Source organism: Oceanihabitans sp. 2_MG-2023 (genome assembly GCF_030547245.1).
Taxonomy (GTDB): domain Bacteria; phylum Bacteroidota; class Bacteroidia; order Flavobacteriales; family Flavobacteriaceae; genus Oceanihabitans.
This window is the reverse complement of the sequence record NZ_JAUOQT010000002.1, coordinates 347810-373956: the sequence shown is the minus strand read 5'-3', so window position 1 is coordinate 373956 and position 26147 is coordinate 347810. Positions and strand designations below refer to the sequence as shown.

Here is a 26147-nt window from a genome sequence, read left to right as displayed (position 1 = left end):
TTAGGTTATATTACAAGCAATTTATGGCTGGAACAGTAAGATTAAATAAAGTATTACGCGAGCTTAACATCTCTATCGATCGTGCAGTAGATTTTTTAGAATCTAAAAGCATCGAAATAGAGAAGCGTCCTACTACAAAAATTTCAGAAGAAGTTTATCAAATTCTTTCAAACGAATTTCAAACAGATGCTACCAAAAGAATGGCATCACAAGAAGTTAGTGAAGCAAAACTCAAAGAAAAAGAGGCTTTACGTGTTCAACGTGAGAAAGAATTAGAAGAAAAACAAAAAGCTGAAACCAAACGAGAAGAAGCCAAACAACAAGAAATTGTTAAAGCAAAATCTACTCTGTCTGGACCAAAGCAAGTTGGTAAAATAGATTTAGATCCAAAAGCTAAAAAAGCTGTAGAGGAACCAAAACCTAAGACCGAAAAAGTTAAGCAAGAAAAAACGGTTAAAGAAGAAGTAGCTCCAACACCTATAGAAGTAGAAAAACCTAAGGAAACCAAACAAACAGAAGTAGAAAAGCCTGCTAAAGTTGAAAAGGTAGAAACTCCAGTTCAGGTCGATAAAGTTAAAAAAGCTGAAATAGTAGATAAAGTTGAAAAACCAATAACTACAAAAAAAGAAGAAGCTAAAACCGAAAAAACCAAAACAGAAGATCAACCAATTCTGGAAGAAAAGGTAGAAACAAAATATCAAAAACTTACTGGTCCTAAAATTTCAGGTACTAAAATTGATTTAAGCCAATTTAATAAACCTAAAAAGAAAAAAGAAGACAATAAGAAAGACGATAAATCTTCAGATAATAAACGTAAACGTCGTAGAATTTCTAAACCAGGAGATAATAGATCTGGAGGAAATACTGGTGGTAACAACAGATTTAAAGGAAACAAACCAGGGCAAGGCAAAGGAAGAAGAAATATTGTTAAAGAAGAGCCAAGTGAAGAAGACGTTAAAAAACAAGTACGTGAAACCTTAGAAAAACTACAAGGTAAATCTAATAAAGGTAAAGGTGCTAAATATAGAAGAGATAAAAGAGATCAACACAGAGAACAAACGGAGATTGATCAACAAATAGAAGCTGCAGAAAACAAAATTCTTAAAGTAACCGAATTTGTAACTGCAAATGAAGTAGCAACCATGATGGATGTTCAAGTTACACAAATTATATCAGCATGTATGTCACTTGGTATGATGGTAACTATGAACCAACGTTTAGATGCCGAAACACTTTCTATAGTTGCAGACGAATTTGGTTATCAAGTAGAATTTATTACTGCAGATATCGAAGAGTCTATTGAAGAAGTTGTCGATAAACCAGAAGATTTAAAACCACGTGCACCAATTGTAACTGTAATGGGTCACGTTGATCACGGTAAAACATCACTTCTAGATTATATTCGTAAAGAAAATGTAATCGCTGGTGAATCTGGAGGAATTACACAGCATATTGGTGCTTATGGTGTAACCTTAGATAACGGGCAAAAAATAGCGTTTTTAGATACTCCAGGTCACGAAGCCTTTACAGCAATGCGTGCGCGTGGAGCGCAAGTAACAGATATCGCTATTATTGTTGCAGCAGCAGATGATGATATCATGCCACAAACAAAAGAAGCAATTTCGCATGCACAGGCAGCGGGAGTGCCAATAGTTTTCGCAATTAATAAAATAGATAAACCAGATGCAAACCCAGAAAATATTAAAAGTGGTTTAGCGCAAATGAACTTACTAGTAGAAGATTGGGGAGGTAAAATTCAATCCCATGATATTTCTGCTAAAATGGGAACAGGTGTAAAAGAACTTTTAGAAAAAGTACTTTTAGAAGCAGAGCTTTTAGAGTTAACTGCAAACCCAGATAAATTAGCGCAAGGTACAGTGGTAGAAGCATTCTTAGATAAAGGTCGTGGATATGTGTCTACAATCTTAGTGCAAGCAGGTACATTACGTATTGGAGATTATGTGTTAGCTGGTAAAAACAGTGGAAAAATAAAAGCAATGCATGATGAACGTGGTAACGAGATTAAAGAAGCTGGACCATCTACTCCAGTATCTATTCTTGGTTTAGATGGCGCACCACAAGCAGGAGATAAGTTTAATGTTTTTGAAGATGAAAGAGAAGCAAAACAAATTGCAACAAAACGTACACAATTACAACGTGAGCAATCTGTACGTACACAACGTCATATAACACTAGATGAAATAGGACGTCGTATTGCACTTGGTGATTTCCAAGAATTAAACATTATACTAAAAGGTGATGTGGATGGTTCTGTGGAAGCTTTAACAGATTCTTTCCAGAAATTATCTACTGAAGAAATTCAAATAAATATTATACATAAAGGGGTTGGACCAATTACAGAAAGTGATGTATTATTAGCAACTGCTTCAGATGCTATTATTATAGGATTTAATGTTCGTCCAATGGGTAATGCAAGACAAATTGCAGATAACGAAGAAATCGATATCCGAATGTACTCCATTATTTACGATGCTATTAATGATCTTAAAGACGCAATGGAAGGTATGTTATCTCCAGAGCTTAAAGAAGAAATTACTGGTACCGCAGAAATTAGAGAAATATTCAAGGTTTCTAAAATTGGAAGTATTGCAGGTTGTATGGCATTGACAGGTAAAATTATGAGAAACTCAGGAATACGTCTAATACGTGATGGAGTTGTAATTTACACTGGAGAATTAGCTTCATTAAAACGTTTTAAAGACGATGTTAAAGAAGTTTCTAAAGGATACGATTTTGGTACACAAATTAAAAACTACAACGACATTAAAGAATTAGATGTTATTGAAGCATTCCATGAAGTAGAAGTAAAAAAGAAACTTAAATAGTATATTTTTTACACGTATAAATACCTGAAAAGCGACCATTTGGTCGCTTTTTTTTATGATTAAAAAAAAAATAACGTTCTTTGATTAAAGCTATTAACAATTTAAAATATTTTAATCATGAAAAAAACCATTTCAATTTTATGCCTTTTGCTATGTTTCAGTTTTAGTAATACTACTAATGCGCAATCCGACCCTTACTTAGGGCAAATTAGTATGTTTGCCGGTAATTTCGCACCTCGAGGATGGGCTTTCTGTGATGGGACATTACTTCCCATTAACTCTAACCAAGCTTTATTTTCTTTATTAGGAACTATTTATGGTGGTGACGGTAGAACAACTTTTGCTTTACCAGATTTAAGAGGTAGAGCTCCTATTCATGCGGGGCAAGGACCAGGTTTGTCCAATTATAGTTTAGGACAAGGTGGAGGCGTAGAGCAAGTATACTTAACTACAAATCAATTGCCAAGTCATTCGCATACTACACAGGTTAATGCAACATCTCCAATTGGGCGTGGCCAAAATTCTGATGATCCCACTAATAACTTTTGGGCAGAAGGAGGTAGTTATGCTCCTACGTCTAATACAACCATGTCTACCAATGCTGTAATTGTAGTACCTACAGGAGGCAGTCAAGGGCATGAAAATAGACAACCATACACCACAATAAATTATATTATTGCTTTGCAAGGAACTTACCCTTCAAGAAATTAATTTAAAGTTAAATATTAATTTAATAAGTAATAAGATGAAAAAAATAATAACTATTTTAAGTTTGGTTATATGCCTAAGCTTTATAAATACAAGTCAAGCACAGACAGACGGTTTAATTGGTGAAGTACAAATGTTTGCAGGTAATTTTGCACCTCGAAATTGGGCATTTTGCAATGGTCAATTACTTTTGATTTCTGATAATACAGCTTTATTTTCTATCCTGGGAACCACCTATGGTGGCGATGGAAGAACCACTTTTGGACTACCAGATTTAAGGGGTAGAGTAGTAATTCATCCTGGGTCGGGTCCAGGATTAAGTCCGTATAGCCTTGGACAAAACGGCGGAGTGGAATCTGTTACATTATCGCCAAATCAAATACCTAGCCATGCGCATACAACACAAGTAAATGCGACTGCACCAGTAGATAGCGGACTCGAAACAGATATACCCAATGCTGCAGTCTGGGCGCAAGGAGAAGGGTATGGGACTACGGGCAATACGCAAATGTCTCCAACAGCAGTGCAACTTGCAAACACAGGTGGTTCTTTGCCTCATACTAATATAGCGCCTTATAAAGCGGTTAATTATATTATATGTTTAAATGGGTATTATCCTTCCAGAGATTAAAGGTGTCCAATAAATTAAAGGCCTAGAAATAAGAGATATAATTTATATTGTAATTCTACTCTTTATAATTCGATATATTTTTGGACAAAAGTAGAAATCTTAAATCTCTACCCCCTTCTAATAATGGTGTTTAGGATTGAGTTAGTGCAAGTTTATTTGTTTAAAAAGTTATACTGAAGAGATAGAATTAACTACCTAAGCTATTAAAAAGATACTAGATAAATTTTTAGATTAAAAAAAGCGACAATTGGTCGCTTTTTTTGTTTCATTATTATTCTTGCTTCTTTTTTGGTTTAAAAAGAAAAGCATTAGGGAATTTATTTTTCACTTTCAATAAAGCTCTTTCTGCTTCTAATCTATTTCTAAAACTGCCAACCCAAACTTTATAATTGGGTGTTTCGTAAACTAACTTACTGGACCATTGCGCATAAGCACCTTTAAAATCAGTTTGTTTTGTTTCTGCGATACCCCTTCTTCCAGAAAATATCTGAATTTTATATCTGTCACTTGTATCTTCATTCGTGTTAATTTCTTTTTTTAGCTTTAATAAAGCTGTAATTTCTTTGTCCTGATTTACTGTTACAGTGCCTTGTTGCGCATTGCAAATGGCTGTAAATGTAAAAGTTAAAAAGAGAGAGGTAATAATGTATTTTGTTTTTAATAATTTCATTTTTAACAATATTTAATGCAAATGTAAATGTTATAAACTAAATAGTTAGGTGATTTATTATTTAGAATTTCTCTAAATTAGCAATTAACAGTTCCCTAACATTTCTAAAATCGACTTTTAATATTACTTTTGCTTGAGATTTTATAACTGTATTTTTTCTTTTATTAAATGAAAAAACCATACCAAAGTTTAGAAGTTAATTCAACCAATAATATGAAACAGGTGATTCACCGTAAATTAAGTGCAACTATTCTTCGTTTAAGCTTAATTATTTTACTAACGTTTTCCATGGCGCTTTCTGCTCAAGAAGGTGATCCAGCAAAGGGTAAATCTTTATTTAATGCAAATTGTGCTGCTTGTCATAAACTAGATAAGAAAATGACAGGTCCTGCTTTACGTAATGTAGAGCAACGTTTGTCAGACGATGAAGGTTTAGATAGAGCATGGCTTTCTGCTTGGATTCGTAATAGTTCAGGAGTAATTAAGTCAGGAGATGCTTACGCAAACAAAATTTATAATGAGTATGGCGGAGCTGCAATGACTGCTTTCCCGCAATTATCAGATGATGATATTAATAATATTTTAGCATATACTGCCGAAGAAGCAAAAGCGCCAGCTGCTAATACTGCTACTCAAGTTGGAGTGACTCCAGCAGCAGGAGATGGGGATAGCGTTTCTAATAAATTGATTTTAGGGGCTCTTGCTGTGTTGTTTGGGTTGTTAGCATTAGCATTAGTGTTGGTGAATAAAACATTACGCAGATTTGCAGATGCTAAAGGAGTTGAGATTGATACTGAAGATAAAAGCTTGCCAATATGGAAGGCCTTTGCACAAAATCAATTCTTAGTATTAGTAACCGCAATATTCTTTTTATTAGCTAGTGCTTATTTTGTATATGGTTACTTATCTCAAGTTGGTGTAGATCAAGGCTATCAGCCAGTACAGCCAATACATTTTTCACATAAAATACATGCTGGAGATAATGGTGTAGATTGTAAATACTGTCATTCTTCTGCTAGAGTAAGCAAGACTTCAGGGATTCCTTCATTGAATGTTTGTATGAACTGTCATAAGTCGGTATACGAATATACAGGAGAAACATCAGCAGAATACACAAAAGAATTCTACGATGGTGAAATTCAAAAGTTATATGCAGCTGCAGGATGGAGTGATGCTGATCAAAAATATTCAGGAAATCCACAACCAGTGAAGTGGATACGTATTCATAATTTGCCTGATTTTGCATATTTTAATCACTCACAACACGTAACTGTTGCAGGATTAGAATGTCAAACATGTCATGGTCCTGTTGAAGAAATGGAAATAATGTACCAGCATGCGCCATTAACTATGGGTTGGTGTATTAATTGTCACAGAGAAACAAACGTAAAAGTAAAAGACAACGCATACTATACAAAAATTCACGAAGAGCTATCTAAAAAATATGGAGTTGAGCAGTTAACTGCAGCACAAATGGGTGGATTAGAATGTGGTAAATGTCACTACTAATAGAGTAGTTTCCCTTTCGCTTTCGCGGAAAAATTTTAAAAATAATTAATAAGAAGTAATTCAATTATATAATATGTCATCAAACAAGAAATACTGGAAAAGTGTTGAGGAGCTAAACGAAAATAGCTCTATTGTTGAGACGCTAAAACAAAACGAATTTGTTGAAGAAATTCCTACAGACGAATTTTTAGGAGACAAAGAGACTCTAGAGTCTTCTTCAACTACACGTCGTGATTTCTTAAAATATGTTGGTTTTAGTACAGCTGCAGCATCACTTGCTGCCTGCGAAGGACCAGTTATTAAATCTATTCCTTATGTAGTGCAACCGCAAGAAATTATTCCTGGTGTTGCTAACTACTACGCAACTACTATTGCAAACGGATTTGATTTTGCATCTGTTTTAGTTAAAACTCGCGAAGGTCGTCCTATTAAAATCGAAAACAATACCATGGCTCCTTCTAACGGAAGTGCTAATGCTAGAGTAAATGCTTCGGTTTTAGGATTGTATGATAGTTTAAGAGTTCAAGGCCCAATGCATGGCGAAAAGGCTATCTCTTGGACAGAACTTGATAATGCAATGCAACAGAAACTAGAGGCTGTTAAAGGTTCTAGTAAAGACATTGTTTTATTAACACAAACTTTTGCAAGTCCATCAACTTCAAAATTAATTTCAGAGTTTAAATCTAAATATGGTAATGTTCGTCATGTAGTTTATGATGCTGTTTCAGAATCTGCTGCATTAGATGCTTACCAAGCTAAATACGGAGAGCGTGCTTTAGCTAATTACGATTTTTCTAAAGCCATGACAATTGTTTCTATTGGTGCAGACTTTTTAGGAGATTGGCAAGGTGGAGGATTTGATTCCGGATATGCAAAGAACAAAATTCCTAATCATGGAAAAATGTCTCGTCATATTCAGTTTGAATCTAATATGTCCTTATCTGGAGCTAATGCAGATAAACGTATTCCTTTAACACCAAGTCAACAAAAAATAGCTTTAGCTAAGTTGTATTCTTATGTTGTTGGAGGTTCAGTTTCAGGAACATTGCCAGAAGCAATGGATAAAGCTGTACGTCAAGCAGCTTCTCAGCTTAAAAAAGCTGGAAGAAATGGAGTTGTTGTAACTGGATTACAAGATGTAAATGCACAAACAGTTGTTTTAGAAATAAACGAAGCTTTAAATTCTAAAGCTTTTGATACTGTTTCTCCAATAAAAACAAGACAAGGAAATGATAAAGCGGTAGATGCTTTAGTTGCTGATATGAAAGCAGGTAAAGTGGGTGCTTTAATCATGAGTGGAGTAAATCCATTATATACATTACCTAATGCAGCAGATTTTGCTGAAGGGTTAAAAAATAAAGATTTAGTTTCTGTTACTTTCTCTATGAAAGCTGATGAAACTGCATCTGCTTCTACATATATTGCAGCAGCACCTCATTATTTAGAATCTTGGGGAGATGTAGAAATGAAAAAAGGACAATTCGCGTTGACGCAACCAACTATTCGTCCTTTATTCGACACAAGACAATTTCAAGATGCTTTATTAAAATGGACAGGAAGTGAGCAATCATTTCATGATTATATCAAGCAAACATGGAAATCTAGTATAGTTGGTGGTGGATCTTTTAACAAAGCATTGCATGATGGTGTTTTTGTTTCAGGAGTATCTTTAGGAGCAACAAATGGAAGTTCTTCTGAAACAACACATACAACTACTACAGGATTAAAAGATAAAAAAGATAGAACTTGGGTTGGTGGTGTTATTCATAAAGCTGCCGTTGGAGTTGGTATTAAAGATGAAGATAAAGATGAGTATACAACTACTACTTCTTCTTCAACAACTACGACTACAAATAGTGGGTCTATTGCTGGTGTGTCTGCTAAATCAGGTGGAGATGCAGCTAGAGCTTTAGCAGCTTCAGCTAAAACATCAGAATTAGAGTTAACCTTATATTCTAAAACAGGAATGGGAGATGGGCAACAAGCCAATAACCCTTGGTTACAAGAGTTTCCAGATCCTATTACAAGAACAACTTGGGATAACTACCTAACCATGTCTGCTAATGATGCAGAAAAGCTTGGTGTTAAAAACTGGCATGTTGCTACAGGTGGTTTAAATTCTAGTTTAGTAGAATTAACTGTAAATGGTATTACAGAGGTAGTTCCTGTAATTATTCAACCGGGTCAAGCGGTTGGTTCTTTAGGAATGTCTTTTGGTTTTGGACGCAAAAACGGATTAAAAGAAGAAATGCAAACAGGTACGAATGCATTCCCATTTTATCAAGATTTTAATACGGTTCAAAATAATGTTTCAGTAAAAGTAATACCAGGAGAACATGAATTTGCTTGTGTACAATTACACAACACATTAATGGGACGTGGTGACATAATAAAAGAAACAACATTAGAAGTATTTAATACTAAAGATAAAAAGTATTGGAATACAATGCCAGTTGTTTCTTATAATCATGATGAAATCCCTGTAACTTCTAAAGATGCAGATCTTTGGGATGAGTTTGATCGTTCAATAGGGCATCACTTTAATTTATCGATTGATTTAAATGCCTGTACAGGATGTGGATCATGTGTTATTGCATGTCATGCAGAAAACAATGTTCCAGTTGTAGGTAAAGAAGAAATTAGACGTAGTCGTGACATGCACTGGTTACGTATAGATAGATATTATTCTTCAGAAGAATCTTTCGCTGGAGATAATGAAAAGAAAGATAATATTTCTGGTTTAAGTAGTTCATTAAGTGAATTTGGGGAATTAGAACAAGCTTCTGATAATCCTCAAGTAGCTTTTCAACCAGTAATGTGTCAACATTGTAACCATGCACCTTGCGAAACTGTTTGTCCAGTTGCTGCAACTTCTCATGGTCGTCAAGGTCAAAACCATATGGCATATAACCGTTGTGTAGGTACGAGATACTGTGCAAATAACTGTCCGTATAAAGTGCGTCGTTTCAACTGGTTCTTATATAATGGTAACGATGAGTTTGATTACCATATGAATGATGATTTAGGACGTATGGTGTTAAATCCAGATGTTGTAGTTCGTTCTCGTGGAGTTATGGAAAAATGTTCTATGTGTATTCAAATGACACAAAAAACAATTCTTGATGCAAAACGTGATGGAAGAGAAATTAAAGATGGTGAATTCCAAACCGCTTGTTCAGCTGCTTGTAGTAGTGGAGCAATGGTTTTTGGAGACATTAACGATAAAGAATCTAAAGTTGCAGAACTTAAAGAAGATAACCGTATGTATCACTTATTAGAAAGTGTTGGTACTAAGCCGAATGTGCAGTACCATACTAAAGTGAGAAATACAACCGAAGCATAAAAAATTAATTAAGAAACAATTATAAAGCATTATGGCGTCTCATTACGAAGCACCTATTAGAAGACCTTTAGTTACAGGTGAAAAATCATACCACGATGTTACTGTGGATGTGGCAAGACCTATAGAAGGTAAAGCAAATAAGCAATGGTGGATAGTATTTTCTATAGCATTAGTAGCTTTTCTTTGGGGAATAGGATGTATACTTTACACAGTATCTACAGGTATTGGTACTTGGGGTTTAAACAAGACCGTTGGTTGGGCTTGGGATATTACTAACTTCGTTTGGTGGGTTGGTATTGGTCACGCAGGAACATTAATTTCTGCAGTACTTTTACTTTTCCGTCAAAAATGGAGAATGGCAATTAACCGTTCTGCAGAAGCAATGACAATTTTCTCTGTAGTTCAAGCCGGTTTATTCCCTATTATACACATGGGAAGACCTTGGTTAGGATATTGGGTATTACCAATCCCAAATCAATTTGGATCTCTATGGGTAAATTTTAACTCTCCTTTACTTTGGGATGTATTTGCAATTTCTACGTACTTATCTGTATCTCTAGTTTTCTGGTGGACAGGTTTATTACCAGATTTTGCCATGTTAAGAGATAGAGCAGTGAAACCTTTTCAAAAGAAAATTTACGCATTGTTAAGTTTCGGTTGGTCTGGTAGAGCAAAAGATTGGCAACGTTTTGAAGAAGTATCTTTAGTACTTGCCGGATTAGCAACTCCTTTAGTACTTTCTGTACACACAATTGTATCTTTTGATTTCGCAACATCAGTTATTCCTGGTTGGCATACTACCATTTTCCCTCCATACTTTGTTGCAGGAGCAGTATTCTCAGGATTTGCAATGGTAAATACACTTCTTATTATTATGAGAAAGGTATGTAACCTTGAAGATTATATTACAGTACAACATATCGAATTAATGAACATTGTAATCATGATTACAGGTTCTATTGTTGGTGTTGCATATATAACAGAGTTATTTATAGCATGGTATTCTGGTGTAGAATATGAACAATTTGCATTCTTAAACAGAGCAACTGGACCATACTGGTGGGCATATTGGGCAATGATGACATGTAACGTATTTTCTCCACAATTTATGTGGTTTAAGAAATTAAGAACAAGTATCATGTTCTCTTTCTTCATCTCTATTATAGTAAATATTGGAATGTGGTTCGAGCGTTTTGTAATTATTGTAACTTCATTACATAGAGATTACTTACCATCCTCATGGACAATGTTCTCTCCTACTTTTGTAGATATTGGAATATTCATTGGTACTATAGGATTCTTCTTTGTATTATTCTTATTATATTCTAGAACTTTCCCTGTAATTGCACAAGCAGAGGTTAAAACCATCTTAAAATCTTCAGGTGAACGTTACAAGAAGATTAGAGAAAGAGGAGATAGCTTAGTTGGTACTGGAACAGATGAAAGAACATCAGGAAAGGCTGTTGTAACTTCAACACCTAAAGTTGAAAAAGTAGAAACAGTTTCTACCGAAGAAAATTCGGCTAAAGTAAGTAACCTTTTAGGTAGCATAGGAACTTTCGATCCTAATACACAACAAGCAGATGATCTTAAAAAGATTAATGGTGTTGGTCCAAAAATGGAAGAAGTATTAAATAGTATTGGAATATATACTTTCTTACAAGTAAGTAAGATGACAAATAATGAATATAACTTGTTAGATTCTATTACTGAATCTTTCCCAGGAAGAGCAGAACGTGATGATTGGGCAGGACAAGCTAAAAAATTAATAAACTAAAATAGCAAATGAAACCTCAAGCTAGTAAAATTAATATAAATAATGATGCTGTTTTGAGGTTGCATCTGACAATAAAAAAACAATAAGAATTAACAGATGAAAGCTTCAAAAGTAATTCACGCTATTTATACAGACGACGATGTGTTAATGAATGCTGTAAAAACGGTTAAAGCCGAAAAGCATCACATTGAAGAAATATATACACCTTTTCCAGTTCACGGACTAGATAAGGCAATGGGATTAGCTCCAACTAGAATAGCAATTACATCATTTATGTATGGATGTGTTGGTTTAACTGTAGCAATTTTAATGATGAATTTCATTATGATTGAAGATTGGCCTCAAAATATTGGTGGTAAACCTAGTTTTAGCTATATCGAGAATATGCCTGCGTTTGTACCAATCATGTTTGAGTTAACCGTATTCTTTGCAGCCCATTTAATGGTAATAACATTTTACTTACGTAGTAGAATGTGGCCATTTAAGAATGCAGAAAATCCAGACCCAAGAACGACAGATGACCACTTTTTAATGGAAATTGCAGTTCATGATAACCAAAATGAATTAACAAACTTGTTAAAAGAAACAGGTGCTGTAGAAGTAAATATTATTGATAAAGAAGATGAACATTAATATGAAGCATTTAATAAAAATATTTGTATTCGTACTTGTAGTAAGTTCAATAGTATCTTGTAAAAAAGATTCTAGACCTAACTATCAATTCATGCCTAATATGTATGAACCTGTACCTTATGAAGCGTATGGCGAATCTACTGCTTTTAAAAATGGAGTAGAAGCACAATTGCCTGTAGAAGGAACAATTCCAAGAGGATATTCTCCTTTTGAAATAGAGAATACTACAGCAGGCTACGAACTAGCGAAAGCAAGTTTAACAAGCCCTTTAGCTACCTCGCAATATGATGAAACTAAAGCTAAAGAGCTATATGATATTTACTGTGGTATTTGTCATGGTAATAAAGGTAATGGTCAAGGAAACCTAGTTAAACGTGAAAAAATATTAGGTATACCGAGTTATGACGATGCAGGAAGAGCTATCACAGCAGGAAGTATTTATCATACTATTTATTATGGTAAAAATGCAATGGGTTCTTATGCAAACCAACTTAATGAAGAAGAACGTTGGCAAGTTGTTGCTTATGTTTTAAAGTTGAAAGCAGATTTAGAAAAATAAGATTAGATAAAGTTTATATATAGATATGTACACATTCTCAAATAAATTAAAGACATTTTCTTTTGCACTAATAATTTTAGGATTACTAGGTGTAGGATATGGTTTTATGACCTCTCATAAATCTTTTGAAGACGTTGAAAACCTATTAGCTGAAGAAGCACACCATGGTGGCGGTCATGGCGAAGAAGCCGCACACGCAATAACAGAAAATGGCCACGATACACATGCTACTGAAAAAGCGCATGCAGATGATTCTCATAGTACTGAAGCTGGTGCACATGTAGATGAACACAAAAAACATGTAGAACATGTACAACATCAAATAGCAAATAGACCTTGGGCTGCATTATATGTAGCAGCATTCTTTTTTATGATGATTGCACTAGGTGTTTTAGCTTTTTATGCAGTACAATGGGCATCCCAATCTGGATGGTCTCCTGTATTATTTAGAGTAATGGAGGGTATCACTGCATACCTACTTCCAGGTGCTTTAATAGTAGTTGCTATAGCTGCTGCTTCTCACTTTATTGGTCATAACAATATTTTTGTTTGGATGGATCCTGAAGTAGTTGCTCATGATAAACTTATTCAAGGTAAATCTGGATGGCTAAATGTTTGGGGTTTCATTATTAGAGGTTTAATTTTTATTGGTGGATGGGTTTTATATCGACAATTTTCTCGTAAATTTTCTATCGCTCAAGATAATGCAGACGATAATAAGAATTTTAAAAAGACATTTCGTATTTCAGCAGCATTTTTGGTATTCTTTTTATACACAGAATCTATGATGTCATGGGATTGGATTATGAGTGTTGACCCTCACTGGTTCTCTACTTTGTTTGGATGGTATGTTTTAGCAGGAATGATGGTTTGCGGTATTACTGTAATCGCTTTTATTTCTTTATACTTAAAATCTAGAGGGTATTTAGAATTAGTAAACGATAGCCACTTACATGATTTAGCAAAATTCATGTTTGGGTTTAGTATATTCTGGGCTTATTTATGGTTCTCACAATTCATGCTAATCTGGTATGCTAATATACCAGAAGAAGTAACTTACTTTGTAACAAGAATAAATGACTATAGATTACCATTCTTTGGTATGTTAGTACTAAATTTAGTATTCCCTTTCTTAGTATTAATGAATAGCGATTATAAACGTATCCCTTGGTTTGTAGTTATGGCTGGTATTGTAATCTTAATTGGTCACTATGTAGATGTTTTCAATATGATTATGCCTGCAACAGTAGGAGATAGATGGTTTATAGGTATTCCAGAAATAAGTTCATTATTATTATTTGCAGGACTATTCATATTTGTGGTATTTACAGCTTTAACAAAAGCACCATTATTAGCAAAACGTAATCCTTTTGTAAAAGAAAGCGAAAATTTTCATTATTAATAAAATATAAATAAAGACGATAGACAACAATGACTGCTTTATTAACAATTTTAGTTTTAGTATTTATAGCAATTGCCATTTGGCAAATGGTTAAAATATTCGATTTAGCTCAAGTAGGTACATCTAATAGCCAAGTTGCAACAGATAAGGATAATACTTTAAACGGTTACTTAATGATGGGCTTTTTAGCTTTCATCTATTTAATAACAATTTGGAGTTTTGTAGAATTAGGTGATTTACCATTAATGTCTAATTCAGCATCAGAACATGGTCCTGAAATAGATAACTTAATGATCATATCTATGGCACTTATTTTTGTAGTGCAAACCATTACACAATTTCTTTTACACTACTTTGCATACAAGTACAAAGGAGAAAAAGGAAAACAAGCATTATTCTTTGCAGATAATAACACATTAGAGTTTATTTGGACAATCATTCCTGTTATTGTTTTAGCTGGTTTAATTATCTACGGACTATTCACATGGTCTGCAATAATGAATGTTAACGAAGATGAAGATCCTTTAATAGTAGAATTATATGCACAACAGTTTAACTGGAAAGCTAGATATGGAGGAGCAGATAATACATTAGGAAAAGCAAATGTTCGTTTAATCGATATCGATAGAGCTAATATTTTAGGTCTAGATGAAGCTGATCCAAATGCACAAGATGATGTTATAACTTCAGAACTGCATTTGCCAGTTGGGCGTACTGTATTATTTAAAATGCGTTCTCAAGATGTTTTACACTCAGCATACATGCCTCATTTTAGAGCACAAATGAACTGTGTTCCAGGTATGATTACACAATTTGGTTTTACACCAACAGTTACCACTGCAGATATGCGCCAAAATCCAGACATGATTGATAAAGTGGCAAATATTAACAGTATTAGAGCTGAAAAAAGCGAAAAATTAATTGCTAAAGGAGAAGAAGCTCTAGAAAGATACGATTTTGATTATTTATTATTATGTAATAAGATTTGTGGAAAATCACATTACAATATGCAAATGAAAATCATTGTTGAAACTCAAGAAGAGTATGACGCTTGGATGAAAGAACAAAAAGCTTTCAAAAACTCACTAATTAACTAAATTTAATAAGACAAAAGAATATTAAATTATGTCAGCACACGCAGATACACACGATCACGAAGCACACGAAGAGCATCACCATAAAGAAACCTTTATAACTAAATACATATTTAGTATAGATCACAAAATGATTGCAAAACAGTATCTTATTACTGGTACAATCATGGGAGTAATTGGAGTAATTATGTCTCTAATGTTTCGTATGCAAATTGCATGGCCAGAAGAACCTAATGTATTGTTTGAAGCATTATTAGGAAAATGGGCTCCAGGTGGAGTTATGGATGCAGATATTTATTTAGCATTAGTAACTATTCACGGTACCATTATGGTATTCTTTGTTCTTACTGCTGGACTAAGTGGTACGTTTAGTAACCTGTTAATCCCGTTGCAAATTGGTGCACGTGATATGGCATCTGGTTTCTTAAACATGGTGTCATATTGGTTATTCTTCCTTTCTAGTGTAATTATGTTAATCTCACTATTTGTTGAAGCAGGACCAGCAGCAGCAGGTTGGACAATCTATCCTCCATTATCCGCATTGCCATTAGCATCTGGTGGTTCAGGAATGGGTATGACTTTATGGTTAGTTTCTATGGCTATATTTATTGCATCCTCTTTATTAGGATCATTAAATTATGTAGTAACTGTTATTAATTTACGTACTAAAGGAATGTCTATGACTAGACTACCATTAACAATCTGGGCGTTTTTTGTAACCGCTATCATTGGTATCGTATCTTTCCCAGTTTTATTATCTGCAGCATTATTACTAATAATGGATAGAAGTTTTGGTACATCCTTCTTCTTATCCGATATATTTATTCAAGGAGAGGTTTTACATTATCAAGGAGGTTCACCAGTATTGTTCGAACACCTATTTTGGTTCCTTGGACACCCAGAAGTATATATTGTAATCTTACCAGCAATGGGATTAGTATCCGAAATTATGGCTACTAATTCTCGTAAACCAATTTTTGGTTATCGTGCCATGATTACTTCTATTTTAGCAATTGCATTTCTTTCAACTATCGTTTGGGGTCACCATATGTTTATATCAGGTATGAATCCTTTCTTAGGTTCTGTATTTACATTTACAACATTATTAATTGCAATTCCTTCCGCTGTAAAAGCATTTAACTGGATAACCACCATATGGAAAGGAAACATACAAATGAACCCAGCAATGCTGTTTTCTATTGGATTTGTTTCAACTTTTATTACTGGAGGTTTAACTGGTATTATTCTTGGAGATTCTGCATTAGATATTAATGTTCACGATACATACTTCGTAATTGCACACTTCCACTTAGTTATGGGAATATCTGCCCTGTACGGAATGTTCGCAGGTATTTACCATTGGTACCCAAAAATGTTTGGTAGAATGTTAAATAAAAACCTTGGATATATTCACTTCTGGATTACTGCAATTTGTGCTTATGGGGTGTTTTTTCCAATGCATTTTATAGGAATGGCAGGATTACCAAGACGTTATTATACAAATTCTAACTTTCCATTATTTGACGATTTAGCAAATACAAACGTAATTATTACTGTTTTTGCTTTAATTGGTGGAGCTGTTCAATTAATTTACTTATATAACTTCTTTAGTAGTATGTTCTTTGGTAAGAAAGCAGAAAAGAATCCATGGAGATCAACTACTTTAGAGTGGACTACAGAAGTAAAGCATATACATGGTAACTGGGAAGGAGATATTCCTCACGTATATAGATGGTCTTATGACTATTCTAAACCAGGTCATGATGACGATTTTGTTATGCAAAATGTTCCTTTAAAAGAAGGCGAAGAAGAATTACAACATTAAAACCTTTAAAATAGAGGTCTCATAATTGAGATTCTATAACATATTTAAAAAGCCTTTCTCTTAAAACAGAAAGGCTTTTTCGTTATATTTGTTTGTATTGAATTAGTTTCAGTATTTTACTGGCCACTCTGCGGCACAGTCGAAGAGTCTTTATTTATTAAAATTATATTTCCGCTTTTGCGAAAAGTGAATATGAACGAAAACCTAGATCCAACAGATCAAAATCTTTCACCCGAAGAATTTGACGTAGAAAAAAAATTAAGACCATTATCCTTCGACGATTTTACTGGTCAAGATCAAGTATTAGAAAATTTACAAATATTTGTTCAAGCAGCAAATGGTAGAGCAGAAGCTTTAGATCATACCCTTTTTCATGGACCTCCAGGATTAGGTAAAACTACTTTAGCAAATATACTAGCCAACGAATTACAAGTTGGTATTAAAGTAACCTCAGGACCAGTTTTAGATAAACCAGGAGACTTAGCAGGATTACTTACCAATCTAGAAGAACGAGATGTTTTATTTATAGATGAAATTCATCGTCTTAGCCCAATTGTAGAAGAATACCTGTATTCTGCAATGGAAGATTACAAAATAGATATTATGATCGAGTCTGGACCAAACGCAAGAACGGTTCAAATTAATCTAAACCCATTTACTCTAATTGGAGCAACTACACGATCCGGTTTATTAACTGCTCCAATGCGAGCACGTTTTGGTATTCAAAGTAGACTACAATATTATAAAACAGATTTACTAACGACTATTGTACAACGTAGTGCAGAAATTTTAAATGTGCCTATATCTATGGAAGCAGCTATCGAAATCGCAGGCAGAAGTAGAGGAACACCAAGAATTGCTAATGCATTATTACGTAGAGTTAGAGATTTTGCACAAATAAAAGGAAATGGTAGTATAGACATAAAAATTGCACGATATGCCTTAGAAGCGCTACATGTAGATGCACATGGATTAGACGAAATGGATAATAAAATTTTAACCACTTTAATCGATAAGTTTAAAGGAGGGCCTGTAGGTATTACCACTTTAGCAACAGCAGTTAGTGAAAATTCAGAAACCATAGAAGAGGTTTATGAACCTTTTCTTATTCAGCAAGGTTTCATTATACGTACACCAAGAGGTCGTGAAGTTACCGAACTTGCATACAAACACCTTGGTAAGGTAAAAGGACCAATACAAGGAGGATTGTTTTAGGGCATTTCCTTACAGGTCACGCTTTCGCAAGTCGCTCTCTGCGAGGAGCTCCAACAATTGCTCAATCGTTAATGCAAATAATGAACACAAAACAAAAGTATAGTAGCAGTATTAAATCCGAAGCCAAACGCCTCGGTTTTTTGTCTTGTGGTATTAGTAAAGCAGCATTTCTAGAAGAAGAAGCACCACGATTAGAAAAGTGGCTTAAAAATAATAGTCACGGTGAAATGCGTTATATGGAAAACCATTTCGATAAACGTCTGGATCCCACCAAACTCGTAGCAGATTCTAAATCTGTAATTTCTTTACTCCTAAATTATTACCCGAGTAAAGAACAAACAGCGAATAGCTATAAACTATCCAAATATGCCTATGGAAATGATTATCATCATGTCATTAAATCCAAATTAAAAGAACTCACCCATTTCATCCAAGATCAAATAGGCGAGGTTCATGGTCGCGCATTTGTTGATTCTGCTCCTGTTTTAGATAAAGCATGGGCAGCTAAATCGGGTTTAGGTTGGATTGGTAAACACAGTAATTTACTAACGCAACAAGTTGGGTCGTTCTATTTTATAGCAGAATTAATTATAGATTTAGATTTAGAATACGATGCGCCAGTAACAGATCACTGTGGTACCTGTACCGCATGTGTTGATGCTTGTCCAACACAAGCCATAACAGAGCCATACGTGGTTGATGGCAGTAAGTGTATTTCCTATTTTACCATCGAGTTAAAAGAAAATATTCCAACCGAATTTAAAGACAAATTAGACGATTGGATGTTTGGTTGCGATGTTTGCCAAGACGTTTGTCCTTGGAACAAGTTCTCTAAAGCCCATAATGAGCCCCTTTTCAACCCGCACCCAGAACTGTTATCGATGACCAAAAAGGATTGGGAAGAAATTACAGAAGATGTATTTCAAAAAGTGTTTCAAAAATCTGCAGTAAAGCGTACCAAATTCTCTGGGTTAACACGCAATATCCATTTTCTTAAAGAGTAAAATCAACTTATTGTCTGATAATTAGTGTTTTACAGTAAAATTATTTTGTTTTATATAGAAAATATTCTATATTTAGTTGTTGTTAATTATAAAAAGTAGAATACGAAACAGAAAGGAAATAATTAAAAAAGAGAAAGCCTCTACTAGGTAAAGGCTCTCATAGGTTCGCTAAAACCAAAATAAACAGTGTTTATCTTTTATAAAGATACAAAAAAATTAAATAAGATAGAAGCAAGTTTGTTTTGAAGAGTGTAAAGCTTACACACTTTAAAAAGCCGGGTATACCGAAAAACGTATAGAGTAGGTGATCTTATTTAAATCTTATTAAAATGAAAAACTTAAAAAATGTAATGTCGGTTATTACTCTAGTTTTGGTTATGTTGACTAGTCTTGATGTTAGTGCGCAGAAAGAATTCAGTAAATCTGAATTAATAGACTTATCTTCTATTAATTCTAATAAAACAGCTTTAGAATATAAATCAAATAATTATAAAATAATTAGCCTTGATATAGTAAAGGACCAGTTAGGGAAAACAACAATACTTCCTAATTTGGAAAACACTCCTTTTGAAGAAGTAAGAATTGAATTATATAATGGGGAGAAATTGGTCACATCATACGACGATAATATTAATACAGGAAATATCAAAGGAGGGCCAAATAATAACTTTAATGGTTTTAATAAATTAAACGAACCAATTATAACTTATGTGAATTCCAAAGAAGATTGGTGGCAAATTGTTGTAGCAATTGTTATGTGTTGTGTTCAAGCCGAAATAGGTTATACACATGAGGGACATTATGCCTCAATAGGATTTGATTGTGATTGTTTCAGTAAAACAGAAGGTCCTATAAGTCATGAAATAACAATTAAAGGAAAAAAATATGATGTTACAAGTATGAAGTTTATTCCATTAAATCAACGTAAATTAAAATCAGAAGATTTTTCAAATAGCAAAAACTTATCTATAAATCTTTCAAAATAATTATTAAATTTTCTGAAATTCAAGTTTAATAAAAACTTGAGTTTCAGAATTCAAATTAAATCTTATGACAAATAAAGAAAATTTCACTTTAATAAGTAAATCTGCAGGTCTCACTATTATAATCCTTTTAACAGTAAACTGTATTAGCTTATTGGTTGGTTTTATTCAAATGGAGAAGCGAAATGAATTTAATTTAAAGTTTAATGATGGTATGTTTTGGTTAAATGGAGAAATTGTTGGTATGAATTTTATAGAGTTAAAATATTGGTTGTTTTACTTGTTATTATTTGTGATTTCCTTTCTATACTTAAAGAGAAAAACCAGTGTCGAATAAGGATCAATTAAAACAGTTCGCACAGCGTATTCAAGAAGAAATAAGAGAATTGGCTAGATGTGCTCTTGGTGTAAATTCTTTAGACCACATAAAGAGCTGCTTTTTAAACCACATCCAGAACTATTAACAAGGATCAAAGGGTTTGGGAAGAAATCACACTGGAAATGTTGATTAAAAGTGCTTCCGGAATTGGTAGTAAGGTGTACCAAGTTTTCTGGCTTGCAACCTAATTTCGGTTTTGTTAAAGATTAAAACAGTATTATTATCTGATAATTAGTGTTTTACAGTGAAATTATTTTGTTTTATGTAGAAAATATTCTATATTTAGTTATTATTATTAATCTTAAAAGTGGAATACGAAACAGAAAGGAAATAACTAAAAAAAAGAGAAAGACTCTACTAGGTAAAGGCTCTCATAGGTTCGCTAAAACCAAAATAAACAGTGTTTATCTTTTATATATACAAAAAATTTAAATAAGATAGAAGCAAGTTTGTTTTGAAGAGTGTAAAGCTTACACACTTTAAAAAGCCGGGTATACCGAAAAACGTATAGAGTAGTTGATCTTATTTAAATCTTATTAAAATGAAAAACTTAAAAAATGTAATATCAGTTATTACTTTAGTTTTTATGATATTGATTTCTTTTAGTTCTAAAGCACAAGAAAGTTTTAAGACAAATGATAAAATTCCAACTTCCGTAAAATTAGTTGGAAAGTTTCATGCAGTTATTACGTATTTAGAAACAAAAGAATTCTATAAAAACGGCATGACTAAAGATGAGTTTGTTAAATCAACAACATCTTGTGTAGATGATAAAGAATTAATAAATATTTTTAAACCTTATATGGAAGAAATTTATGTGTTTCACACAAAGAAATTAAGTCCAGATCAAGTTTACGATTATATAGATGGGAATAGCTTTGCAAAAACTGCTATTGCCTTAAAAAAATATGAAGTCAAGTATGATAGAGAGGCTTCTAGGATAAAGAAACCAAAATGGTTTAACTGGTTAAGAAAGTTTATTGATTGGTTAGATGATACTTGGGTGTAAGCTTTTTGAAGAGGTTGATTAATTGATCAACCTCTTATTTAGTATTAACTTAAATTACAAAAAATGAGGAACCTTTATATTATTGGAATTATATGCTTGTTTTGTAGCTGTAGCTTTATCAAGCTTAATAAGTTAGTTAATAATCAGGATATTAAATTTAGCAATCAATTAATCCCTTTTGAAATATCAAATAATAGGATCTCTCTAAAAGATAGTGTTAATTTCTTTTTAGATATCGGAGCCCCAAATATTATTTATAGCGAAAAATTAAAAAGTTTAAATATCAAAGACTCGATAAAAATTGGTGAATTAGTTAATTCAAATGGAAAACGAATTGAGAATAAATCAATAGTTATTGAATTAATTAAAAATAATTTTTTTGAAGTAAATAATGCAGTATTTCGAGTTTTACCAAATAATACTATTTGTAATGATAATTTAGGACTAATTGGGTGTGAGTTATTCTATAATGAAGTTATAGGTTTAGATTTTAAAAATAATATTATTCAAAAGTTACCTGTATCATTTATAAAAAATAATAAAGACTATAAAGAACTTAAAGTTTTAGACTTTGATGGTTATTATTTTATTATTTCTTTAAGTGTTAATGGTCAATATTTGAATGTTAAGCTAGATACAGGAAACCCATATTCACTTTTACTAACAAAAGAGGATTTTAATAAGATTAAAACAGAAACTTATTCTTCTTACTTTATGAATAGAGGCAAACTAGACACTGTTTTCAATTCTAGATTTAAATCAATGGAGAATGATTTTATAGTTAAATCAAATAATTATATTAAAAGAAATTTAATGGGGGTACAATTTTTGAAAAATTATAATTGGGTTTTAGACTATACAGAAGGTAAAGTTTATTATAAAAAAAATAAAAATAATAAAATTACTGAGAATACGAATAGATCAATAATCCAAGATGATAAATTGATTTTTTATCAATCAAATAATCAATCAGAAATTTATAAATTAGGTAATGTTATTAATTCAGTAGATAACATAATTGTAACAGAAAAGAATATTTGTTATTTAAACGATTTATTAAATAACAAGATTAATTGGTCAACTTTAAATATAGAATTTTTAAAGTAGCTAGGAGAAAAACACTATATATCAATATTATTTTTTCATAAAACATGAATAAAATGCGAAACCCGAAAAGCAATAAAAGAGTAGGGAATTAAAAACTTAAATTATGAAAAATTTACACTTTATATACATAATTGTTATGGTATCATTTACCATAAATATATCAGCACAAACAAAATCTACAAATGACATTAAAGGTATGCAAAAAGAATTAGCAGAAACTTTAAACTCTATGCTAGAATTAGCAAAACCATATTACAAGGAAGGAGATAGCTATATCGTTTTTAAGAAGGAATTATATGGTACGTCTAAAATAACTCCAATTTCAAAAGAAGGAGAAGCAATAATAAAAAAAGTGTTTTACTATTTATCCAATAATACATCAATGAATATTGTATTAGAAGATTCAGGGAAAGTGATTTATGACGCAATAAATTATATGAATAATTCAGGACAATTAAAAAAGGATATAAGTAAAGAACAAAGTTTGTTTGGTATTATAATAATTGAGGATAATTTAGATAACTATAATAACAATAAAATGTTTAATGGTTGTTGTTTTTTTTGTTTTAGATGTCATGTTCTTTGGGCTTTAAATGGTTTTGAGTATTAATTTATTAACTATCTGCTTCTATTTTTTAATAGGTAGTTAATTTTCATGTAAAATATCTATGAAAAAAATTATTCACATAGCGCTACTATGCCTAACCACTATTGCCTTTTCTCAAGTGAAAAATATTTCCGAGAAAACAACAATTAATACAGAATTATCGTTTGGGAGATTAGGATTAGATTGTAGTGGTAGAGGTGCTTGTGGTTTTAATACAAGTACTACTAAAGCACAAGCAAACACACAAGTAACCTATAATAAAGAGAATACCATAACCTTAATTATAGATAGATCTAAAATTACAAAAGAGGAAGAATATAAAATAGTCGGGCAATACCTTACTACAACCTCTAAAGTAAATGAATTAACCTTTATTATGGAAGAGGATTTAACGCTAGAAGCAGAAACCAAAATAGGTTTGAAAACAGCAAAACCTCTAACCAAAATAGCAAAGGGGAATTATCCAATAATAATAACAAAAGACACATTTACTATAAGGCTAAAATTAGAATAGTATGGTACAGTTTATAAAACATTTTATAGCAATAATACTCTTGTTGTTTATATCCTATTCTGGTTTTGCACATGTAAAACCAGAAAACAATATAGCTATTGTTTTAAACGAATTAGAACAAGAAACGAAGGCTGTTACTTCACGTTATGATTTTAAAAATATTGGTTTACAGAAAAGACTTGTCGTTTTAAATAAAAAACTTGCAAAAACAAATAATGCAAACCAGCAAGTCGCTCTTTTAATACAAAAAGATCAACTAAAAGAACAGTTGAATTTAAATGCTTTATCGGAAGCTAGTGATATAAGTAAAATACGCTATTTAAAAGGCTTACAGATTATTAAAATCTTATATGAAAAAACCTTGAGTTTAGATCATCATTTTTCTAGTGTAGCAACTTTTAACGAGATTAATAATTTAAGTAACCCTAATCATTATCCAGAGTTTGCTAAAATGAAAGATGTCATTAGTAGTAAACAAGATAAAAAAGAAGGTTTTAATCTATCAAATATTTTAGGAGATAATATATATACTTCTGTGGTACATTCAATCGTATCCCTATTTACAAATACTAGTTCTAGTAAAGCGGAAAAAGAAGCTAATTTAGAAGATGTAGAATGCATTTTAGATTTTACTTTACGCATGCATAATGATTTAAATACCATTTATTTTGAAACTGCCTTTTTGCAAAAAAGTAATGATAATATTATTAAGGAGTTAGAACAACTGTTTGTAGATTTTACAAAACCGATTCAATATAAAACACCACTAAAAGAATGTAGAAATGCAGATGATTGGGATGCTGTAAGAGGAAGTCTCAATGGGTTTTTAGAAGAATTAAACAAAGTCATTAATGACGAAACACAACGTTATAAAGCACATAAAATGCAGATAAATCTAGAATTTCCTATTGATAGGCTTTTGCAATTTATAACGCAATATAATTCACATATAAACCAAGGAGCAAAGTTTTATGAGAAATTTGGTATTATGCTAAACAGCTATGAAAACGAACAACAATGTGCAAGCAAAATACCTACAGAATATAAAACCTTAAAAGAAAATATAAAAACCAGTATTGAAAAGTTTAATACTGCCTACAAACCCGTTGAAATTAATGGAAGTAAAATGAAGCAAGTCCTTTACGGAATTAATGAATACGATTAGTTTTTTTCTTTTATTAGGAAGATTATTTAATCAAGTTTCAGGTAATTAAACTACAGCATCATTAAGTGATAGGTTTCATCCAGGAATCATTTTAAAATAAATTTATTTAATTTTGAAAGGTTCGAAGAATTATTTCGACTACGTTTTATTAATTAATAAAAAAGAATATAAAAAATGAAAATACCTTTTAACCTTCTAGGTCTATTTTTAGTATTAAATCTTGTAGCATGTAAAGAAACTACAAAAAAGGAAGCGGCTACTAGCGTGGAAGTGAAAACGTCTGAAACACAATATCATATTCCAGATTCTTGGATTAAAGAAAGAGTAGGGAAAGCGAATAAAAGATTGAATACTACAGAAGCAGGTAAAGTCCTGTGGAATGCTATGGAAGCTCACGGAGGTTTAAACACATGGTATTCTAATGGTTATTTATCTATGCGTTTTAATTATTTGCCAGTAAATGGTAAAGGTATTAGAGACTCTTATCAAACTATTGATACTTGGAGTAATAAAGCAAGACACAATAGTGTTACAGATACAACATCTACTTTTGGTTGGGATGGAAAAGAATCTTGGATAAAAGCAAAGGATAGTACATCGTTTAATTACGATACTAAATTTTGGGCTTTAACTCCATTGTATTTTTCTGGTCATCCATTTGTTTTGGATGGCGCAGGTGTTCGTCTTGAGTTATTACCAGAACAACAATTTCAAGAAGAAACACAAAAGGTTATAAAAGCAACTTATGATGCAGGTGTAGGTTCTGCTCCAGACGATTATTATATTCTTTATATAAATGCAAAAACCAACTTGGTAACAGCAATTAAATATATAGTTTCGTACCCTAAATACTTTCCAAATGGTGGGCATGCTCCAGAAAAAACGACAGTACTACAAGAAACAACAACCGTAGACGGTATTGTTTTTGCAACTGGCTTTAAAACCTATTGGTCTACTAAAGATACAGATGGATTAGGTGAATATATTACAAAAATTGAAGTAAGTGATCTTAGCTTTTCTCCAACGGTAGAGGAGAATTTCTTTTCTAAACCAGAAGGAGCAAAGGTGTTAATGGATTAGCTTTAAATGCTTTGAATTTAAGTAAAGTCTTAGAAATTATCTTTTGATTTCTAAGACTTTTTTATTCTTAAAAATATTAGTTCATTT

The 26147-nt window shown here is 32.4% G+C and carries 22 protein-coding genes; 21 read left to right on the top strand and 1 reads right to left on the bottom strand.

The annotated features are described in order from the left end of the window. The first annotated feature begins 23 nt into the window (after positions 1-23). From infB to Q4512_RS05590, 3 genes are all read left to right on the top strand, one after another. On the top strand, positions 24-2846 hold the full coding sequence (gene infB, locus Q4512_RS05600) for a translation initiation factor IF-2 (protein WP_303422642.1): 2823 nt from the start codon (positions 24-26) through the stop codon (positions 2844-2846). A 117-nt stretch (positions 2847-2963) separates the two neighbouring features. Further along, complete coding sequence (locus Q4512_RS05595) at positions 2964-3557, top strand: phage tail protein (RefSeq protein ID WP_303422640.1); 594 nt, start codon at positions 2964-2966, stop codon at positions 3555-3557. 34 nt (positions 3558-3591) lie between these two features. Beyond that, the gene (locus Q4512_RS05590) at positions 3592-4185 is read left to right on the top strand and encodes a phage tail protein (protein ID WP_303422637.1); all 594 of its coding nucleotides are present in this window, start codon (positions 3592-3594) and stop codon (positions 4183-4185) included. A gap of 271 nt (positions 4186-4456) precedes the next feature. On the opposite strand, the gene Q4512_RS05585 is transcribed toward Q4512_RS05590, so the two are convergent. Continuing rightward, positions 4457-4855, bottom strand: a complete 399-nt coding sequence (locus Q4512_RS05585) for an SPOR domain-containing protein (RefSeq protein ID WP_303422635.1) — start codon at positions 4853-4855, stop codon at positions 4457-4459. 213 nt (positions 4856-5068) lie between these two features. On the opposite strand from Q4512_RS05585, the gene Q4512_RS05580 reads away from it, so the two are divergent. From Q4512_RS05580 to Q4512_RS05495, 18 genes are all read left to right on the top strand, one after another. Next, positions 5069-6364, top strand: coding sequence for a cytochrome c3 family protein (locus Q4512_RS05580; protein ID WP_303423203.1), 1296 nt, complete (start codon positions 5069-5071; stop codon positions 6362-6364). Positions 6365-6437: 73 nt separating this feature from the next. Beyond that, a complete protein-coding gene (locus Q4512_RS05575) occupies positions 6438-9707 on the top strand; it encodes a TAT-variant-translocated molybdopterin oxidoreductase (protein WP_303422632.1) in 3270 nt (1089 codons plus the stop codon). A gap of 31 nt (positions 9708-9738) precedes the next feature. Beyond that, a complete protein-coding gene (gene nrfD / locus Q4512_RS05570) occupies positions 9739-11484 on the top strand; it encodes an NrfD/PsrC family molybdoenzyme membrane anchor subunit (RefSeq protein ID WP_303422629.1) in 1746 nt (581 codons plus the stop codon). Between the two features lie 96 nt (positions 11485-11580). Beyond that, positions 11581-12117: a DUF3341 domain-containing protein gene (locus Q4512_RS05565; protein ID WP_303422626.1), complete on the top strand. Its 537-nt coding sequence runs from the start codon at positions 11581-11583 to the stop codon at positions 12115-12117. A 1-nt stretch (position 12118) separates the two neighbouring features. Then, positions 12119-12676, top strand: a complete 558-nt coding sequence (locus Q4512_RS05560) for a cytochrome c (protein WP_303422623.1) — start codon at positions 12119-12121, stop codon at positions 12674-12676. A gap of 25 nt (positions 12677-12701) precedes the next feature. Next, positions 12702-14078, top strand: a complete 1377-nt coding sequence (locus tag Q4512_RS05555; protein ID WP_303422620.1) for a quinol:cytochrome C oxidoreductase — start codon at positions 12702-12704, stop codon at positions 14076-14078. A 29-nt stretch (positions 14079-14107) separates the two neighbouring features. Further along, entirely contained in the window at positions 14108-15175 is a 1068-nt protein-coding gene (locus Q4512_RS05550) for a cytochrome c oxidase subunit II (protein ID WP_303422618.1), read from the top strand. Between the two features lie 28 nt (positions 15176-15203). Further along, positions 15204-16997, top strand: coding sequence for a cbb3-type cytochrome c oxidase subunit I (locus tag Q4512_RS05545; protein WP_303422616.1), 1794 nt, complete (start codon positions 15204-15206; stop codon positions 16995-16997). 192 nt (positions 16998-17189) lie between these two features. Beyond that, entirely contained in the window at positions 17190-18212 is a 1023-nt protein-coding gene (ruvB, locus tag Q4512_RS05540) for a Holliday junction branch migration DNA helicase RuvB (protein ID WP_303422613.1), read from the top strand. An 80-nt stretch (positions 18213-18292) separates the two neighbouring features. After that, a complete protein-coding gene (gene queG / locus Q4512_RS05535; protein WP_303422610.1) occupies positions 18293-19216 on the top strand; it encodes a tRNA epoxyqueuosine(34) reductase QueG in 924 nt (307 codons plus the stop codon). Between the two features lie 329 nt (positions 19217-19545). After that, on the top strand, positions 19546-20202 hold the full coding sequence (locus Q4512_RS05530) for a hypothetical protein (RefSeq protein WP_303422582.1): 657 nt from the start codon (positions 19546-19548) through the stop codon (positions 20200-20202). Between the two features lie 64 nt (positions 20203-20266). After that, complete coding sequence (locus Q4512_RS05525; protein ID WP_303422580.1) at positions 20267-20536, top strand: hypothetical protein; 270 nt, start codon at positions 20267-20269, stop codon at positions 20534-20536. Between the two features lie 583 nt (positions 20537-21119). After that, complete coding sequence (locus Q4512_RS05520; RefSeq protein WP_303422577.1) at positions 21120-21587, top strand: hypothetical protein; 468 nt, start codon at positions 21120-21122, stop codon at positions 21585-21587. 63 nt (positions 21588-21650) lie between these two features. Beyond that, positions 21651-22694: a hypothetical protein gene (locus tag Q4512_RS05515; RefSeq protein WP_303422574.1), complete on the top strand. Its 1044-nt coding sequence runs from the start codon at positions 21651-21653 to the stop codon at positions 22692-22694. A 103-nt stretch (positions 22695-22797) separates the two neighbouring features. Continuing rightward, the gene (locus Q4512_RS05510) at positions 22798-23304 is read left to right on the top strand and encodes a hypothetical protein (RefSeq protein WP_303422571.1); all 507 of its coding nucleotides are present in this window, start codon (positions 22798-22800) and stop codon (positions 23302-23304) included. 58 nt (positions 23305-23362) lie between these two features. Further along, a complete protein-coding gene (locus Q4512_RS05505; protein ID WP_303422565.1) occupies positions 23363-23815 on the top strand; it encodes a hypothetical protein in 453 nt (150 codons plus the stop codon). Position 23816: 1 nt separating this feature from the next. Next, the gene (locus Q4512_RS05500; protein WP_303422562.1) at positions 23817-24980 is read left to right on the top strand and encodes a hypothetical protein; all 1164 of its coding nucleotides are present in this window, start codon (positions 23817-23819) and stop codon (positions 24978-24980) included. Positions 24981-25154: 174 nt separating this feature from the next. Next, entirely contained in the window at positions 25155-26060 is a 906-nt protein-coding gene (locus Q4512_RS05495; RefSeq protein ID WP_303422559.1) for a hypothetical protein, read from the top strand. The last annotated feature ends 87 nt before the right edge of the window (positions 26061-26147 follow it).